We start from the raw sequence: 17,883 nt of genomic DNA, 5'->3' as shown, positions 1-17,883 counted from the left end.
CGATAAAAAAACCTAACACCTTAATTTCAAATTAACACATGGCTAGTAACAGCAATTCATTCAAGTCACAGTTTTACGGCAGTATAATGCCCAAGATTTACGGGATCGGTGCCTCAGTAGTTATTCTCGGTGCGATGTTCAAGATTTTGGATTGGGCCGGAGGTAATTTAATGATTACCATAGGTCTTACTACTGAAGCTGCGATCTTTTTCCTTTCCGCATTTGAACCACGCCATGAAGAGGTTGATTGGGCAAAAGTATATCCCGAGTTATCTGGTGGCGATCCTGCTAACAAAAAAACAGCTAAATCAGGAGACAATGTTTCTCAGAAACTTGACGATATGTTGGCAAATGCTAAAATAGGCCCTGAGTTAATCGATAGTCTTGGAAAAGGAATGAAAAACTTGGCGTCTTCAGCAGAAAAAATGGGAAATCTTTCCGATGCAGCTGTTGCTACTAACGAATATGCTACCAATGTAAAATCTGCGGCAAAGACTCTTGTTGACATGAATGCATCTTACAGCAAAACTGCAGCTGCTTTGACAGAAATGTCTGCCGCTTCACAAGATGCTAAAGCTTATCATACACAAGTGCAAACTGTTACAAAAAATCTTTCAGCATTGAATGCTGTTTATGAAATGGAACTTCAAGATGCAAATAGTCATGTGAAGACTTTGAATAAATTCTATTCAAATATGACTGCAGCTATGGAAGGACTTTCTGAAGCAGGAAAAGAAACTGAAGCTTTCAAAAATGAGTTGGCTAAGCTTAATCAAAACGTAAGTTCATTGAATAAAATCTATGGTGGAATGTTATCCGCTATGAAAGGTTAATTTCACTCAAACATCTAGAATAGAAAAAAATAAAGATGGCAGGAGCTAAAGAGACACCTAGACAGCGGATGATCGGGATGATGTACTTGGTATTGACAGCCTTATTGGCTCTCCAAGTAAGTAACCAGATTCTCCAGAAATTTGTATTGTTGAACGACGGTATGGAGAGAACCTCCAAAAATTACATTGCAAAGAATGAGTTCGTTGTGAGCTCAATCAAATCTACCGTAGAGCAACAAGGGAATAATGAAAAAGATGTTCCAAAAGTAGGAGCATCCGAGGAAGTTAGAGAGGCTACTAAGCAAATCTATTCTTATTTAGAGGATTTAAAGCAGCAATTAATAACTCAATCAAATGCTAAAAATGAAGAAGGAAACTTCGTCAGTGCAAGTTTGAAGAATACTGAAATTCCAGGAAATATGTTTGCCAACAATGGCAAAGGGGAAGAAATGAAGGAGAGATTAAACTCTTATCCTACTCAGATTTCCCAGATTTTAAGTGGAATTGGAATTGATATGACGTTCCAACCAATTGCAAAAGATGCCGGAGATATTCCTCTTTTTGCTAATGATAGTGAAGTAAGAAATAAGGACTTTGTGGCTTTAAATTTTGTGAAATCACCAGTAGGAGCTGTAATGGCTTTGATTTCTCAATATCAAAACGAAGTTTTAAATATTGAGAGTGAAGCATTATCACAAATATTAAGCGGTATTGGTACTTTCTATTTCAAAGCGGATATTTTGGAAGCAAGAATCGCAGCAACATCTAATGTGGTAGCGGCAGGAACAACATTTGAAGGTGATATGTTTATTGCTTCAAGCTCCTCTTCCGCAGCGCCAGAAATGACACTTGATGGAAGACCTGTTTCTGTTGAAAATGGGTTTGGAAAAATTGAATTTACCGTTCCTCCAGCAAGCGAATATGACGATAGAGGTCTTGCTAAAAGAGTATTAAATGGTGAAATCATTACTAATGTCGGTGGTGAAGATCAGGTCCTTCCTGTAGAATATGAGTATTATGTTGCTCAGCCAGTGATTAAGGTTTCTTCAGAAGTTGTTCAGCAGCTTTACGCAGACTGTGCAAACGAATTATTGATCGAAGTTCCTGCTCTTGGTAATACATATTCTCCAGATTTCTCAGTGAGTAATGGTCAGTCTATCAAAGGTAATAGACCTGGTCAATTAACTGTTGTTCCTGGAGCTTCCGGTAAAGTTACTATCGGGGTAAGTTCTGGAGGCAATAAAATTGGAGATGTAGCGTATGATATTAAACCAGTTCCTGCTCCAAGCTTGGTTCCGGTCGCTTCCAATGGAAGTGAGATTGATTTAAGTCAAGCTCAGGCAATTGGGACATTAACTGGAATTAAATTGCTAGCAAAGCCAGAGCCTACGTTTGGTAGAACCATGGCCAGAGACGCTAACTTTGAAGTGACGGGTGGTGAAATGCGATTACTTAGAAATGAAGTCCCAAGACAAACTGTTCAGATTTCAAATGGTAGTAGTCTTGCAATGCGTTCTTTATTAGAAAGTGCTAGAGCCGGTGATGACATTGTTTTCGAAATCAGACAAGTCACAAGAACAAATTTTAGAGGAAATAAAATTCCTACTGAATTAAGACAAATTATCCGTATTCCTGTAAAATAATTCAGGGTTAAGGATTAAGATAAAAGAATAATTATGAAAAAGTTTCTTCCAAAATTGATCTTAACCCTGCTATTTGCAGCGGCACTTTCTCCTTTAGTGAGTGAAGCTCAAATTGCAACTAGTGTTAATCCTTCTGGTTATGGGGATCGAACCTTTGATATGGATACAATCTTCTCTGCGAAAAGAATTCGTGAGGATGATAAAATGTATCAAGTTGCGGTTTGGAGAAGAATTGATCTAAGAGAAAAGTATAATCTATCTCTATATGGATCTGGTGATGCTAAAAAGAATGGAATAATAAACCAAATCTATAAGGCTGTAGTGGATGAAAATGCATTGGAAGTTTTTGCGGATGAAGATTTTACGCAACCATTATCCATTGCTGAATTCCAAGATAATTTCTGGTTGAATGCTACAGGTGATAGTATTTTTGTGAAGCAACTTTATTACTTGGACTTCAAAGAGGATTTTGTATTTGACAAACATCATTCTGAGATGGTTTTCGATATCAAGTATTTGGAATTGGTAATGCCCTCTCAGACTAATTCAAACGCAGGCCAAAAAACAATTGGATTCATTAGGTATAAAGACTTTTACAATTATTTCAAAGATCATCCAGAAGCAAGGTGGATTAATTTTAGGAATCTTTCAAAAAGTCTAACCTATGATGAGGCTTTTGAATCCAGATTATTCCGATCTGTTGTGAGGAGATTTACAAATCCAGATGATGCTTTAATAGCAGATTTGGTGGATGCAGATAATCCTAATCCGGAGGTTCAGGCTTATTTGAATTCTCTTGAATTTGAGTATAAACTCTTAGAATACGAAACTACACTCTGGGAGTGGTAATAATATTAAAGGGGCTTTCAAGCCCCTTTATTTTTTTCTATCCAATCAAATAATGCGGTTGCTCTGCTTTTTCCAATCACCTCTGCAATCTCCTTTTGACTTGCCAGACTTATTTTTTTTACTGATTTAAAATGAGACAAAAGTTTTTCGGCAGTATTTTCTCCTATACCGGGAATGGCTGTCAATTGTGTTCCAAATGCATTTTTACTTCTTACCTTTCTATGAAATGTTATCGCAAAGCGGTGTGCTTCATCTCGAATTCTTTGAAGCAACCTAAGACTTTCGGATTTTTTGTCAATATGAATTGGGTATGAATCACCTGGGAAATATATTTCTTCTAACCTTTTTGCGATGCCTATAATGGGCATTTGTCCATAAACACCGAGTTCTTGTAAGGCTTCTACGGCTGAGGATAGCTGCCCTTTTCCACCATCAATAACCACAAGCTTTGGCATTGGTTTATTTTCTTCTAAAAGGCGTTTGTATCGCCTCTTAACGATCTCTTTCATACTTGCGAAATCATTAGCGCCTACAACAGTTTTGATATGGTAATGCCTGTATTCTTTTACAGCAGGTTTTCCATTTAAAAAGCAAACCATACTTGCGACAGGATTTGTACCTTGAATATTGGAATTATCAAAACACTCGATGTGATCCGGAATATCAGGGAGGCTTAAATCCTTTTGAAGTTGTTTTATTACTCTGTCTTTTTTATCCTCATTGAGGCCTTTGAGCAATGCTTTCTCTTTTTTATAGAATAAGGCATTCTTGAGTGAAAGCTCAATAAGTTTTTTCTTGTCTCCAATTTTCGGTAACGTCAGATTTAGGCCTTCAATTGGTTCATCTAACTCAATATTTATCAAAACCTCCGAAGCATCACTTTGGAACTGATCCTGAAGCCGCACTAGGGCAGTGATTAATAATTGCTCCTCACTTTCGTCTAGTCGTTTTTTAAGCTCAACATTTTTTGAAACGTTTAATGCTCCATTTTTTATCCTTAAATAATTAACATAAGCCGCCTTTTCATCAGTTACAATCGTACAAACATCCAAATTGGTAATACTAGGACTGGCAATTAGGGATTTGGCTTGATACTTTTCTAAGAGGTCTAGTTTCTCTTTTATTTTGTGTGCTTTTTCAAATTCCAGATTTTCAGCATAATGCTGCATTTCATTCTTGAAATGCGTTTTCGCCAACCCTAGATTACCTTTTAAAATATGTTTTGCATGCTCTAGATCTTTTAAATAATCACTTTCTTTTTGAAAACCAACACAGGGACCTTGACAATTTCCAATATGATATTCCAGGCAAACCTTATATTTTTCTTCAGCTATTTTATAGGGAGATAGATCCAGCTTACAGGTACGAATCGTAAAAAGCTCTCTTATCAAATCCAGCACATTGTTCATTGCTTTAACACTTGCAAAAGGCCCAAAATAAGTACCTCGCTTAGGAATCATTTTTCTAGTCTGAAAAATCTTGGGGAAATGTTCCTTTGTCAGAAGTAGATAAGGGTAAGTTTTATCATCTCTGAGAAGGATGTTGTATTTTGGCTGTGTTTTTTTTATCAGATTATTTTCTAGAAGTAGCGCATCAAATTCACTATTCACAATCGTAATTTCTATCCTTACGATTTCTTTGACCATTCTTCTGGTCTTTAAGTTAACCCCTGAATTCTTGTTGAAATAACTTGATACCCGCTTCTTCAAACTTTTTGCCTTCCCTACATAAATAAGCTCATTTTCTGAATTAAAATAGCGATATACTCCAGGTTGATTTGGGAGAGATAAATGTTCTTCGGGTCTATAGGAAGATGCCTGCATGGTCTAAAATTAAAAAAACAGCCTTGGATTTAGGCTGTTTTTATTTTTGAGTTTATTAAAATTTAGAAATCATTCTTTTTAGCATCATAGTCAAAATCTGCAAATCGTTGACTTTCTTTTTCATAAACATCACAATCAATTTCTATACTTAAAGGTCGCTCCGGTCTTGGGAAAGGGCCTTTGGTATATCCTAAACTTTCATCAGCATATACCTTTTCCATGTATTTTACCCATATAGGTCTTGCGGTTCGGCCTCCTTGACCAGAAAGCCAACTTCTGAAGTGAATAGCACGATCGTCGCCACCTACCCAAGTTCCACTAACGAGATCCTTACTGATACCCATATACCATCCATCCGATGCGTTTTGGGTAGTCCCTGTCTTGCCTCCTAATTCGTTTCCTTCTCGTAAAGAATAAGGCACACCTTGGCTAGTTCCACCACCTTCTTCAAATCCACCTCTCAACATGTAAGTCATTAAGTAAGCATGCTCTTCACTCATTGCCGGACGTTTTTTAGCAGTGAATTGCTGAATTACATTTCCATTTTTGTCCTCAATTCTATCTATGTAGAATGGAGTGGTGTGTTCCCCTCTATTGACAAAAGTTCCAAAAGCTCCTACCATCTCATAGATACTTACATCGTTTACACCTAGGGCCAAAGCTGGTACTTCTTCTAAATCACTGGTAACTCCTAATCTCCTTGCAGTTTCTACAACAATCTTTGGACTAATTTTTTTCATCATATAGGCAGTCACAGAATTCACTGACTGAGCCATTGCCTGGCGAATGGTCATTTTTTCGTACGTAAACTTTCCATTGGCATTGGAAGGACTCCAGGTAGGTTGTCCCGGAATATAAACTTCTACAGGTTGGTCAATTACAGAGTAGCAAGGACTATAACCATTTTCTATGGCAGCAGCATAGACAAAAGGTTTAAAGGTAGATCCTGGTTGTCTTTTGCCTCGAATTACATGATCAAATTTGAAATATTTATGATCCATTCCACCTACCCAAGCTTTGATTTGTCCTGTATGTGGATCCATACTCATAAACCCTGCCTGAAGGAATTTTTTGTAATACCTTAATGAATCCATTGTACTCATCAACGTATCGATTTCTCCTTTTTCCCAGGAGAACACCTTCATTTTTTTCTTTTCATTCAGCTTCAAATCAATTGAATCTAAATCATTTCCATATCTGATTTTTAACAATCTGTAAGCTTCTGTCCTTTTTACGGCATCTTCTATGAAATTTGGAATGACACGATTGTCTCCATCCACCCAAGGATCCCTATTTCCCATTTCCGCATAAAATGCTTTTTGTAAAGAAGCCATATGTTCAGCAACCGCTTCTTCTGCATATCGTTGCATCCGGCTATCGATTGTGGTATAGACCTTTAGTCCATCTCCATATAAATCGTAAGAGGTACCGTCAGACTTTAGGTTTTCTTTAGCCCATCTCAATAAATCTGCCTTTACTATCTCCCTAAAATAGGTTGCGAGACCTTTGTTTTGATTGGCTACATTGTAATCTAAATCAATCGGTAATTGAGATAGTGAATCATATTCTTCCTGGGAGAGTGCATCATTTTTTACCATTTGGTATAAAACTGTATTTCTTCTCCTTAAAGAGTTTTCCGGATTATAAACTGGGCTATAGTAGGTTGGCGCTTTAAAAAGTCCTACTAAAACAGCTGATTCTTGTACTTCTAATTCTGCGGGTGTTTTGTTAAAGAAAGTTTTTGCGGCAGTTTTTATACCGTAAGCATTAGATCCAAATTCAGAAGTATTTAGATATAAAGTTAATATCTCATTCTTGGTGTAGGACTTTTCTAATTGTGTCGCAACAATCCATTCTTTCGTTTTTATGATTAACATTCTCAAACCTGGAACTGAGCTCAAAGTACCCTGTGAGGCATCTGTTCTAGTTTTAAATAGGTTCTTCGCCGTTTGTTGACTAAGAGTAGAACCTCCTCCGGCATCTTGACCCAAAAGGATAGATTTCACAAAGACTCGCATCATTGCAATCATATCTATACCGGAGTGATTTTCGAATCTTACATCTTCTGTTGAAATCAGAGCATTTACTAGATTTGGTGAAAGTTCCTCATAGGTCACAGGACTCCTATTTTCTCTGAAATAAGTTCCTAACAAGACACCATCTGCTGAATATAGCTCTGAGGCTAATTCACTTTCTGGATTTTCCAATGCTTTGAAGTCCGGCAACGATCCAAATAAGCCAAGGAAATTGACGCTTACCATCCAAACAAAGAGGATAAAACCAAAAAATCCAGCCAAGAAGGCCAGCCAGATGAATTTGACCAATTTTTTGGCCCAGCTAGATGATTCGGGTTTTGAATTTTTACTCATAATTACTTATAAACTGACTTAAAGAAAGTCCTGTACTCTTCTAAATTTTTCGTTTTATTCAACTGCTGAAAATTCTCTATAGAGATGACAAATGAGTTAGATTTTATAATGTCTGTAATTCCATCGGATTTAAAATCACTCAAAAACATTTTATAATACTCTTTTGCTTTTTCAGCATTTGTGAAAGGAGAAATTATATAAATAGCATTTTCGCTGCTCATATTCATGTTTCCAGTCCTTAATCTAGCATTCGGGAAATTTTTTGAATGAAAATTATCAATATCTCCCAAAAGTCCCGAGGCTTCCTCCATTTCTTCCGGACTCATCACCAAAACAAAGATGTGAGTATTTGATTCATTTACTTTATAAGGCGATTCCGAAAGATTTTCATCACCTTCATTTTCCACTAAATCAGCATCTGCTAATTGTGCGGAGTCTAAAGCAGAATCGTCAGGTTTTTTAAGAGCCGCTAACTCTTCACTTGACAACATGGGTCTAAGCATATTTCTTGCCAATTCTATCAATTGCTCCTCTTTTGAATTCTCAATAAAATCTTCAAGCCTTTGTCGGTATTGCTGACGACTTTCTAATTTGCCTGTCACCATAATGTCAAGGAGTAGAATCCTCTCCGTATTTCTCGTAAGAGGATATTCTTCCAGCGTTTGTTTGATAATGGACCTGGCTTCGTTATAGTTCCCCTGATAATAAGCATTATAAGCGATTTCATAATTTTTTGAAGAAGCTAAATAGGCTAAGTTTCCAGAAGCTGCATCTGGATTATTTACTGAATAGGTATATTGGGAATTGGGGAATTCATTATTAAGTCTTCCTATATATTGCTGAAAATTTCCTCCCCGGTCTTTTTGAGCAAGATATAATAAATAATAAGCTTCAGGTTTTCTTGATGAATTGGGGTATTCTCGTATTAGAATTTCAAGATTGTCAATACTGGTTTCTATTTCTTCTAAATCAAAATATAAAAGCTTTCCAAGCTCAAAATATGATTCTTCCAGTTCAAGATTTAGTTTGGAAAGCTCTTCCTCCGAACTAGGTATTTTTGCCAACAAAGTCTCTATGTCAGGAAGTTGATTCAGTGGGTTGGCAGATTCATCCAAAGCAGTGGAATCTGCTTCTACCGTAGCGGCAATCGTAGGTTCTGTACTTTGAAAGCTTGCCGCACTCCTTCTCCAGTTATCTTGAAGCGGTCTATTTCCCCATTCTCTGTAGAATTCTATAGCACCCTGCTGCATTGCAACAGAATTATCGAAATAAAATGTAGAGCCTGACCCTCTATCATTAAATGCAAGTAAATTATCAAAAATACCAGTGCTTTTAGGTTCTTGTTTTGCGGCAGCTTCTGCTAATAGCCGTTCTTCTTCTTTTTGAATATAGGATTCAGCAATCAACATTTGTTCTTCAGGACTCATTTTGGAAAGACTAATCAAACTGTCGTTTGAATGAATTCTTTCTACGTGAAAAACATATTGATCAAGGGTTTCCTTCTGCTCTTTAATTTGTATTGATACCGGATCTGTTTCTTTGATAAAAGTTAAAGCACTATCCAAATAATATTTAGTAGCTCTGTAATCCTTAAATTCATCTAGATTGATCTCAGCAAGTTTTTGATAGATATACCCCTTTTGTCTGGGATTACTTCCAGGCTCTTTGGCTGCTTGATGAAGCAATTTTAGCGTTTTTTCAATATCCCCTTGTTTTTCCTCAAACAGAGCCATTTCATAAACTACCACATCTTTGAGATCTTTATTTTTAGGATCTTTATACAAATCCTCATAATAGTTCCTCACCTTTCTTAGGTCTTTGGAGGCATTCAGCTCAGCAACTTGTTGGGCATATAATTGTGCAAAGAAACTTCTTTCGTATGGTGGATTTCCTGCCAAGGAATTATTATAGAAATCAAAAGCAAGGGCATCAAGCCCTTCTCTTTGGTAGCGTTGAGCAAGGATGAAATTAATTCGGGATTCTTCCTTACTGTCATCCACATATTCCAAAGCTTTTACTAAGGCACCTATTACTCCATTTTTATCTCCTCTGGTTTCATAGTAATAGGCCAAGGTACGGTAAAGCTCATATCGGTTTTTATCGTTAATTCCACTTTCTTTTGAAAGATAATCGATGGTGAAATTGGCATTCTCATATTCCCCCAAATCAACATAAAGCCTGAGTAAAGAAATTAGGGTTTTGTGTCGAAGATCTTTATCCTTACTGTTTACATTGACGAATTTGAATGTGTTTTGGGCATCATCAAAATGTGCCTGGAGATAATCAATTTTGCCTAATAAATAATAACTATCATCTACCCATTTGCTGATTTTATGCCATTCAATTGCTTTGGAAGCAAGTTCTCTTGCAGACTGAAGGGAATCTATCCCAGTTTCGATTGAGGCAGAATCGATGGGGATGAAAACCGGTAAAACCTGAGTATAGTCTTCATTGTAGTTGGATTTAACCAGTTCTTCTACATTATTGATTTTTACATCGGCTAAGTAATACGCGTTGAAATGGGAGGTAATATTGTGAAATGTACGATTTGTAAAGGTGTTCCGCTCAGATGAACAGGCACAGATAAAAATAAATAAGCCCAATGCTAACCTCGAAAATTTAATCATAAATCAGTATTCCCCAATTAAAGTACCAAAATAGGTTTTTTGGCTTACTTAAGGAACGATGTGGACATTCAAATATTTTTTTTAAAGGACCTATTCAAATTTATCAATTCAGAATTTTATTAGTTTTATCCATCAATACCTTCGTCTATGACAAAAGAGTCCTCCCAAAATGAAGAGCAGAAAAATAGTGGAACACCCGTTTACGTTAAGTACATCGGGCTTTCTTTCCAGCTTTTTGGGGTGATAGGAGGTGGAACTTATATTGGTTGGTTGATTCAGGAGCAAAGCAATATCAAATTCCCTGTTTGGCTTCTTTTATTTTGTTTTTTGTCAATTGGAATAGCTTTTTACCAGCTGTGGAATTCTATGAAACAGGATGGGTGAGTAAACTTTTAGGAAAATGGGTATTTTTGCAAAAAAAATGTAATGTCTCTTTTTAAAAATATCCATTTTAAGTTTCTGTTGTTATCAGTTTCGGTCGCCATTTTGATTTTGGTCTTGACATGGCTTTTGCCTCAAGTAATCCACGAAAAGATTTGGGAGATTTACATTTTCATGCTGGTAATATCTTTTTTGATCAGTTTGTTGAATGGTTTTCTTCTAAAATCTTTTGCTGATAATTTCTTTAATATCATGGTTTTGGCAATGATTTTAAGATTTATTGCCACTTTAGTGTTCATTGGGATAGAGGTTTGGCCCGGAATGGAAAATATTATTCTGTTTATTGCAGACTTCTTTATCATTTTTTTATTCTACTTAGTTTTTGATATCTACGCCTTTCTAGCTAATTTGCGCCCGATTTCAAAGTAGCCCCTCAAAAAGAAGAGTTGATGACGCGTAAACTATTGGTTTTAAGTCTATTATTGTCAGCATTCCTGTTGACGTTCTCCACTGCAACATTTGCAGCAGAATCTGAAGAAGACAAGACAAGTTTTATAATGCATCACGTGAAAGATTCTCACGAGTGGCATTTTGCAACTTTTGGGCATACGCATGTGACCTTGCCATTGCCGGTTATTGTTTATTCTGGAGACCAAGGACTAGAGTTTTTTAGCTCTTCTGATTTTCAAAATCATGAGACACATGCTTTTGGGGAGGAGTTTGCACATGAAGGATATTTCATTGACGAGCATGATCATTTAGGAAGAGTAGATGGCGCTAGCTTTGTTGATCTGTCCATCACCAAAAATGTGGTCATGATGTTTATCGTCATGATTGTATTGGCATCTTTGGCACTCTCTGCCGCAAATCACTACAAGAAAAATGGAGCTGTTGCTCCTAAAGGTGCGGCTGCATTGATCGAACCAATTGTAATCTTTGTTAGAGACGAGATTGCGAAAAACTCAATTGGTCCGAAATACAAAAAATTTGTCCCTTACCTGATTACATTATTCTTGTTTATCTGGTTTGGTAATTTGCTCGGGTTATTGCCTGGAGCAGCTAACATGACTGGAAATATTGCTGTTACCATGGTTTTGGCAGTATTAACTTTCATAATTACTAATGTGAATGGAAATAAGGATTACTGGAAGCACGTGTTTGCTACTCCTGGGGTTCCTATTCCTATGTTGCTTATCATTGTACCGGTAGAAATTATTGGTCTATTTACTAAGCCTTTTGCTTTGATGGTTCGACTTTTTGTAGCGATCACAGCAGGACACATAGTCATCTTAGGCTTTATAGCTTTAGCCTTTATCTTTGAATCTTACTCCATTGGTATCGCAAGTACGCTGATGGTAACATTTATCAATATAATCGAATTGTTAGTGGCAACTATCCAAGCTTATGTATTTACGCTGTTTTCAGCGATGTACATTGGTGGAGCGGTAGCTGAGCATGCGCATGACGATCATCATTAATTAGTAATTTCTTTGTTCAATTTATAAATCTAACTCTTATGTTAACTTCTATTTTGTTGACTGCTGGTTTCGCTCTAATGGGAGCTGGTATCGGTGCAGGTATTGTTGCGATTGGCGCAGGCCTAGGTATCGGTCGTATTGGTGGTCAAGCTATGGAATCTATTGCTCGTCAGCCTGAGGCTGCTGGTAAGATCCAAGGCGCTATGTTGATCATCGCTGCTTTGATCGAGGTGGTTTCCCTGTTCGCAGCGGTAATCTGTTTGTTGATCGCGCTTAATATCGCGGAAATCAGCTAATCAAATTTTGAAGAGGGATTGGCGCTAGGCCTTTCCCTTTTCTTTCTTTTATTGAACAATCCGAAATAAATTATTCCACCATGGATTTAATCACACCAGGTTCCGGTCTTATTTTCTGGCAATTATTTGGCTTTTTGGGCCTTCTTTTCATTTTGATCAAGTTTGCTTGGAAGCCAATGCTTGCAGCGCTAGACGAGAGAGAAAGCAGTATTGAGAATGCCCTGAAAGCAGCAGAGACAGCTAGAAATGAAATGGCTAATCTGAAAGCTGAAAATGAGAAACTTCTTGCTGAGGCTAGATTGGAAAGAGATACAATTCTGAAAAAAGCGCATGATGCTTCTGCCAAAATGATTGAAGATGCAAAAGCGGAAGCTGTGAAGACAGGGGCTCAGATGATCGAAAATGCGAAAGCCGTAATCGAAACTGAAAAGAAAGCTGCTTTGGCAGATGTGAAAACTCAGGTGGCGACACTTACACTTGAAGTAACAGAGAAATTATTGAGAAAGAATTTGTCTGAAGACAAAGCTCAAAAAGAGCTTGTGGATGAATTTATCAAAGATCTTAAGCTAAACTAATCTACCTCCATGTCAAATCATAGAGTAGCATCCCGCTATGCCAAATCTATTATGGAGCTAGCCCTTGAAAAGGGACAGCTTGAGGAGGTGCATGCGGATTTTCAAAAATTGACTGCAATGGCCAAGAGCAATTATGACCTTGTGCTTTTGTTGAAAAATCCGATTGTTAATTCAGAAAAGAAACTGAATGTATTGAAGGCTCTTTTTCCAGAGAAGACTTCTCAAAAAATGACTCTGACCTTTTTCGAGATTATTTCCCGAAAAAACAGAGAAGAAATTTTGATTGATGTCGCTAAGGAATTTGAAATTCAATACAATATCTATAAGTCTATTCAGGTAGCTGAATTGACGACCACTACTAAAATAAATGCAGAACAAAGAAAAGCATTTATGGATGTGGTGAAAGAAATTTCCGGCATGACTGACGTACAGCTGGTAGAAAAAATCAATCCAGACATTATTGGTGGATTTGTTTTGAAAGTAAATGATCGTCAGCTTGATGATTCCTTGAGTAGCAAGTTGAGAGTTTTAAAGTCTCAGTTTATTCAAAATCATTACGAAAAACAGTATTAAATCAATAAGCAATAATCATAATCTTATCATATCATGGCAGAAGTAAGACCAGATGAAGTTTCAGCAATCTTGAGGGAGCAGCTTTCAGGAGCAAGAACTCAAGCGGAACTTGAAGAAGTGGGTACAGTCCTTCAAGTGGGGGATGGTGTAGCACGTATCTATGGACTTTCTAAGGCTCAGGCCGGTGAATTGATTGAGTTCGACAATGGTCTGAAAGCAATGGTGCTTAACCTTGAAGAAGACAATGTGGGTGCCGTACTTTTCGGTGATTCTAAAGAAATCAAAGAAGGTGATACCGTAAAAAGAACCAAGAAAATCGCGTCACTTCAAGTAGGTGAAGGGATGTTGGGAAGAGTTGTGGATACCTTGGGTAACCCAATCGACGGTAAGGGACCTATCACTGGTGAATTATATGAAATGCCTTTGGAGCGTAAAGCTCCTGGTGTAATCTATAGACAACCAGTTACTGAGCCTCTTCAAACAGGTATCAAATCTATTGATGCCATGATTCCTATCGGAAGAGGACAAAGAGAATTGGTTATCGGTGACCGTCAGACAGGTAAGACTGCTGTAGTTATTGATGCTATCTTGAACCAAAAAGAATTCTACGATAGAGGAGAAGCAGTATTCTGTATCTATGTCGCTATCGGTCAGAAAGCTTCTACTGTTGCTAACGTGGTAGCAGCCCTTGAAAAAGGTGGTGCACTTCCTTATACAGTTGTTGTTGCTGCCCCTGCTTCGGATCCAGCTCCTATGCAATTCTTTGCTCCGTTTACGGGTGCTGCCATCGGTGAATTCTTCCGTGACACAGGACGTCCAGCTTTGGTAGTTTATGATGATTTGTCTAAGCAAGCAGTTGCGTATCGTGAAGTTTCTCTTCTTTTGAGAAGACCTCCGGGACGTGAAGCATATCCAGGTGACGTATTCTACCTTCACTCAAGATTGTTGGAGAGAGCTGCGAAAATCAACAAATCTGATAAAATCGCTTCTCAAATGAACGATTTGCCTGAGTCTATCAAGCATTTGGTAAAAGGTGGTGGTTCATTGACCGCTCTTCCAATTATCGAAACGCAGGCAGGTGACGTTTCTGCATATATTCCGACAAACGTAATTTCTATTACAGATGGTCAGATCTTCTTGGAAACTAACCTTTTCAACTCTGGTATTCGTCCAGCGATTAACGTGGGTATCTCTGTATCACGAGTAGGTGGTAACGCACAGATCAAATCCATGAAGAAAGTAGCAGGTACATTGAAGTTGGATCAGGCTCAGTTCCGTGAATTGGAAGCATTTGCCAAGTTTGGTTCTGATTTGGATGCAACTACCAAGAGAACGATCGAAAGAGGTAGAAGAAACCAAGAGATTTTGAAGCAGCCTCAGTATTCTCCAGTATCTGTTGCACATCAGGTAGCAATCATCTACGCTTCAACAAAAGGCTTGATGGATACTGTTCCTGTAGAAAAAGCGAGAGCATTCGAAAAAGAATTCTATGTGCTTCTTGACGCTTCTTACCCTGAAGCTCTTGATTTGATCAAAAAAGGTGACATTGATGGCGCAGGTAAGATTCTTGCCAAAGCAGCATCTGAATTGGCTCCTAAATACGCATAATTTAATATTCAAAATCCGGTAGGCTATAACAGCCTATCGGAATTTCTATAGCTTACAAAGCAATCACTGATGGCTAACCTCAAGGAAGTAAAGGAAAGAATTAACTCGGTAGTTTCTACCCAGCAGATCACCAAGGCAATGAAAATGGTGTCTGCAGCAAAGCTGAGAAGAGCACAGGACAAAATCATCCAGATGCGTCCCTATTCTCAGAAGTTGACGAATATCCTGAATAATGTTTCTGCATCATCTGATGGTGCAGCAGATATTGTTTATGCGGAGAAGCGAGAAGTTAAGAAAGTACTTTTGATCCCTGTTACTTCGGATAAAGGTCTTTGTGGAGCTTTCAACACCAATATTATCAAAGCCACGAATGCTGTTATCAAAGGGCAGTTTTCTGGAGCTGATATCACCATTCTTCCTCTTGGAAAAAAAGCTAACGAATACTTCAAAAAGTCCGGACACGCTATTGTTTCTGATTATTTCCAAGTTTTTCAGGATTTGAATTTTGACAATGTTCGTCAGGCTGCTGAATTTGCTATGAGCTCATTTGTTGCTGGTGAATTCGATCAAGTGTTTTTGGTATTCAATGAATTTAAAAACGTCGCTACCCAGATTGTAAGAACAGAACAGTTCTTGCCAATGGCAAAGGAAGATTCAGCAGAAGAAAAAACGGCTGAAGTTGATTATATCCTTGAGCCGTCAAGAGCATATATCATCGAAGAATTGGTTCCAACTTCTTTAAAAATTCAACTTTACAAAGCCGTTTTGGAAAGTAATGCTTCTGAACATGGAGCAAGAATGACAGCGATGGATAAGGCGACAGAAAATGCCGGTGAACTGTTGAAAGAACTTAGATTGATGTACAATAGAACCCGTCAAGCTGCTATCACCAACGAAATCCTAGAGATTGTAGCTGGTGCAGAAGCACTTGGGTAATTATTAATTGCAATAGATCCAACCCAACCACAGCTCGTAAGAGTTGTGGTTTTTTTATTAAAAGAAATGGCTACCACATAGCCGCTTATAATTCTCTTTGCTACAATGAATTTTATTTTTCCCTGAAATGAATCTTATAGTTTACGAGTCATTTCGACCAGAGGGAGAAATCTCTTCAAAATTTCTATATCCTGCTTTTTATGTAGCTTAATAAGATTTCTAAAACCGAATGAGTCTCTCCAAAGGAAAAAATCATTTCCTTGACTGTATTTCTTTTGATTGCCCTAAATTAGTCAACAAATACCTTTCGGTCCTTTATGAAATATTGTATTCCTCTTCTTACCTCAATTCTTCTTTTACAGATTTTTTCCTGCTCCCCAAAACAGCCGGAACAGGAAAAATTACCTAATATCATTGTGATACTTGCTGATGATTTAGGCTATGGAGATATTGGAGCTTTTAATCCTGAAAGTAAAATTCCTACTCCATATATTGACCAATTGGCAAAAGACGGGATGAAATTTACCGATGCGCATACTCCGGCGGCAGTTTGTACCCCAACTCGATATGGATTCTTGACGGGCAGATATAATTGGAGAAGTAAGTTGAAGAGTGGTGTTCTGACAGGAAAATCCAATGCTTTGATCCCTGACGATAGAACGACCATTGCTGATGTACTGAAGAATAAAGGTTATGAAACAGCTTTCATCGGTAAGTGGCACTTGGGTTGGAATTGGGGGATCAAAGATGGGCAAGAGAGCCAGGGTGAAGGTTGGAATCCCCAGGATTTTGATCATATAGACTTCTCCAAAGCGATTACTCATAGCCCAAATGATTTAGGCTTCGATTATGCCTATGGACATTCTGGTTCGCTGGATATGGCCCCTTATGTCTATGTGGAAAATGGAATGGCGACTGCAATTCCTGAAAAAGTCACAGTGGATAAAGGAAAATATTCCTGGTGGAGAGAAGGACCTACGGCTCCGGATTTTGATCATGAGGAAGTTACTCCTAATTTCTTCGAAAGATCCATTCAGTACATTGAGGAGAATGCGAAAGATGAAAAACCGTTTTTCCTGTATTTAGCACTTCCTTCTCCCCATACTCCGATTTTACCGACTGAAGAATGGCAAGGTAAGAGTGGGGTTCTTCCTTTCGGAGACTTCATGATGATGATCGATGACTATGTTGGAAAAGTAACTGAGGCCATCAATAAGGCTGGTATTGAAGAAAATACCTTGGTGATTTTTACCTCTGATAATGGGGGATCCCCAGCTGCCGGATTGGAAGAGTTGGCGGCTTTGGGACATTTGTCTAATTATATATTTCGGGGTCACAAGGCTGACTTATATGAAGGGGGACATAGGGTACCATTTATTGCCAAGTGGCCAGAAAAAATAGAGAAAGGAACTGCTAGTGATCATACGATTTGCTTGACAGACCTGATGGCAACAAGTGCTGAAATCGTGGGATATGAACTTCAGGATCATGAGGGAGAGGACAGCTATAGCTTATTGGGTTTGTTTAATGCAGCGAAGCAAGTGGACCAATTTCGGGAAGCAACAGTGCACCATTCCATCGATGGGAGTTTTGCTATCAGACAAGGAGATTGGAAATTGCTGATGGCAAAAGGTTCGGGCGGATGGAGTTTTCCAAAGCCGGGTGACCCTGCAGAGGCAGAACTTCCGGACGTACAGTTATACAATTTAGCTTCCGATCCGGGAGAGAAGATCAACCTTCAGGAGGAAAATCCTGAGAAAGTAGCTTCTTTAAAGAATCTATTGATCAAATACATCAAAGAGGGTAGAAGTACTCCTGGAGTGCCACAGCAAAATGATCCCATCGAGGGCGAGTGGAAGCAGATTGGATTTGTAGAGGAGTGATATCAAGCT

15 protein-coding genes are annotated in these 17,883 nt (G+C 38.1%); 12 read left to right on the top strand and 3 right to left on the bottom strand.

Translation table 11 applies throughout. The features are described from left to right. The first annotated feature begins 38 nt into the window (after positions 1-38). Genes gldL through gldN form a run of 3 tightly spaced genes read left to right on the top strand, consistent with a single transcriptional unit; the run spans position 39 to position 3,325 of the window. Positions 39-833, top strand: a complete 795-nt coding sequence (gene gldL, locus AAGF08_RS17505) for a gliding motility protein GldL (protein ID WP_343512640.1) — start codon at positions 39-41, stop codon at positions 831-833. Between the two features lie 35 nt (positions 834-868). Next, positions 869-2,476 carry a gliding motility protein GldM gene (gldM, locus tag AAGF08_RS17500; RefSeq protein ID WP_343512639.1) on the top strand — a complete coding sequence of 536 codons (1,608 nt, stop codon included), beginning with the start codon at positions 869-871 and terminating at the stop codon, positions 2,474-2,476. 33 nt (positions 2,477-2,509) lie between these two features. Continuing rightward, complete coding sequence (gene gldN / locus AAGF08_RS17495) at positions 2,510-3,325, top strand: gliding motility protein GldN (RefSeq protein ID WP_343512638.1); 816 nt, start codon at positions 2,510-2,512, stop codon at positions 3,323-3,325. 17 nt (positions 3,326-3,342) lie between these two features. Here the strand turns inward: gldN and uvrC are convergent, their stop codons facing one another. From uvrC to AAGF08_RS17480, 3 genes are all read right to left on the bottom strand, one after another. After that, entirely contained in the window at positions 3,343-5,148 is a 1,806-nt protein-coding gene (uvrC, locus tag AAGF08_RS17490; protein ID WP_343512637.1) for an excinuclease ABC subunit UvrC, read from the bottom strand. Positions 5,149-5,210: 62 nt separating this feature from the next. After that, positions 5,211-7,517, bottom strand: a complete 2,307-nt coding sequence (locus tag AAGF08_RS17485) for a transglycosylase domain-containing protein (RefSeq protein ID WP_343512636.1) — start codon at positions 7,515-7,517, stop codon at positions 5,211-5,213. A gap of 2 nt (positions 7,518-7,519) precedes the next feature. After that, on the bottom strand, positions 7,520-10,144 hold the full coding sequence (locus AAGF08_RS17480) for a tetratricopeptide repeat protein (RefSeq protein WP_343512635.1): 2,625 nt from the start codon (positions 10,142-10,144) through the stop codon (positions 7,520-7,522). A gap of 147 nt (positions 10,145-10,291) precedes the next feature. Between AAGF08_RS17480 and AAGF08_RS17475 the strand changes: the two genes are divergently transcribed. From AAGF08_RS17475 to AAGF08_RS17435, 9 genes are all read left to right on the top strand, one after another. Next, positions 10,292-10,528, top strand: coding sequence for an AtpZ/AtpI family protein (locus tag AAGF08_RS17475; protein ID WP_343512634.1), 237 nt, complete (start codon positions 10,292-10,294; stop codon positions 10,526-10,528). A 42-nt stretch (positions 10,529-10,570) separates the two neighbouring features. Further along, positions 10,571-10,954, top strand: a complete 384-nt coding sequence (locus AAGF08_RS17470; RefSeq protein ID WP_343512633.1) for a hypothetical protein — start codon at positions 10,571-10,573, stop codon at positions 10,952-10,954. A gap of 20 nt (positions 10,955-10,974) precedes the next feature. After that, positions 10,975-12,003, top strand: a complete 1,029-nt coding sequence (atpB, locus tag AAGF08_RS17465) for a F0F1 ATP synthase subunit A (RefSeq protein ID WP_343512632.1) — start codon at positions 10,975-10,977, stop codon at positions 12,001-12,003. 38 nt (positions 12,004-12,041) lie between these two features. Then, on the top strand, positions 12,042-12,299 hold the full coding sequence (atpE, locus tag AAGF08_RS17460) for an ATP synthase F0 subunit C (protein ID WP_343512630.1): 258 nt from the start codon (positions 12,042-12,044) through the stop codon (positions 12,297-12,299). An 80-nt stretch (positions 12,300-12,379) separates the two neighbouring features. Further along, positions 12,380-12,874 carry a F0F1 ATP synthase subunit B gene (locus AAGF08_RS17455; protein ID WP_343512629.1) on the top strand — a complete coding sequence of 165 codons (495 nt, stop codon included), beginning with the start codon at positions 12,380-12,382 and terminating at the stop codon, positions 12,872-12,874. A gap of 9 nt (positions 12,875-12,883) precedes the next feature. Further along, a complete protein-coding gene (gene atpH, locus AAGF08_RS17450; protein WP_343512628.1) occupies positions 12,884-13,447 on the top strand; it encodes an ATP synthase F1 subunit delta in 564 nt (187 codons plus the stop codon). A 33-nt stretch (positions 13,448-13,480) separates the two neighbouring features. Then, entirely contained in the window at positions 13,481-15,055 is a 1,575-nt protein-coding gene (gene atpA, locus AAGF08_RS17445; RefSeq protein WP_343512627.1) for a F0F1 ATP synthase subunit alpha, read from the top strand. Positions 15,056-15,124: 69 nt separating this feature from the next. Continuing rightward, complete coding sequence (gene atpG / locus AAGF08_RS17440; protein ID WP_343512626.1) at positions 15,125-15,991, top strand: ATP synthase F1 subunit gamma; 867 nt, start codon at positions 15,125-15,127, stop codon at positions 15,989-15,991. Positions 15,992-16,308: 317 nt separating this feature from the next. Further along, a complete protein-coding gene (locus AAGF08_RS17435) occupies positions 16,309-17,874 on the top strand; it encodes an arylsulfatase (protein WP_343512625.1) in 1,566 nt (521 codons plus the stop codon). Positions 17,875-17,883 lie beyond the last annotated feature (9 nt).

It is taken from the genome of Algoriphagus sp. SE2 (genome assembly GCF_039563885.1).
Taxonomy (GTDB): domain Bacteria; phylum Bacteroidota; class Bacteroidia; order Cytophagales; family Cyclobacteriaceae; genus Algoriphagus.
This window is presented reverse-complemented; position numbering and strand designations above follow the sequence as displayed.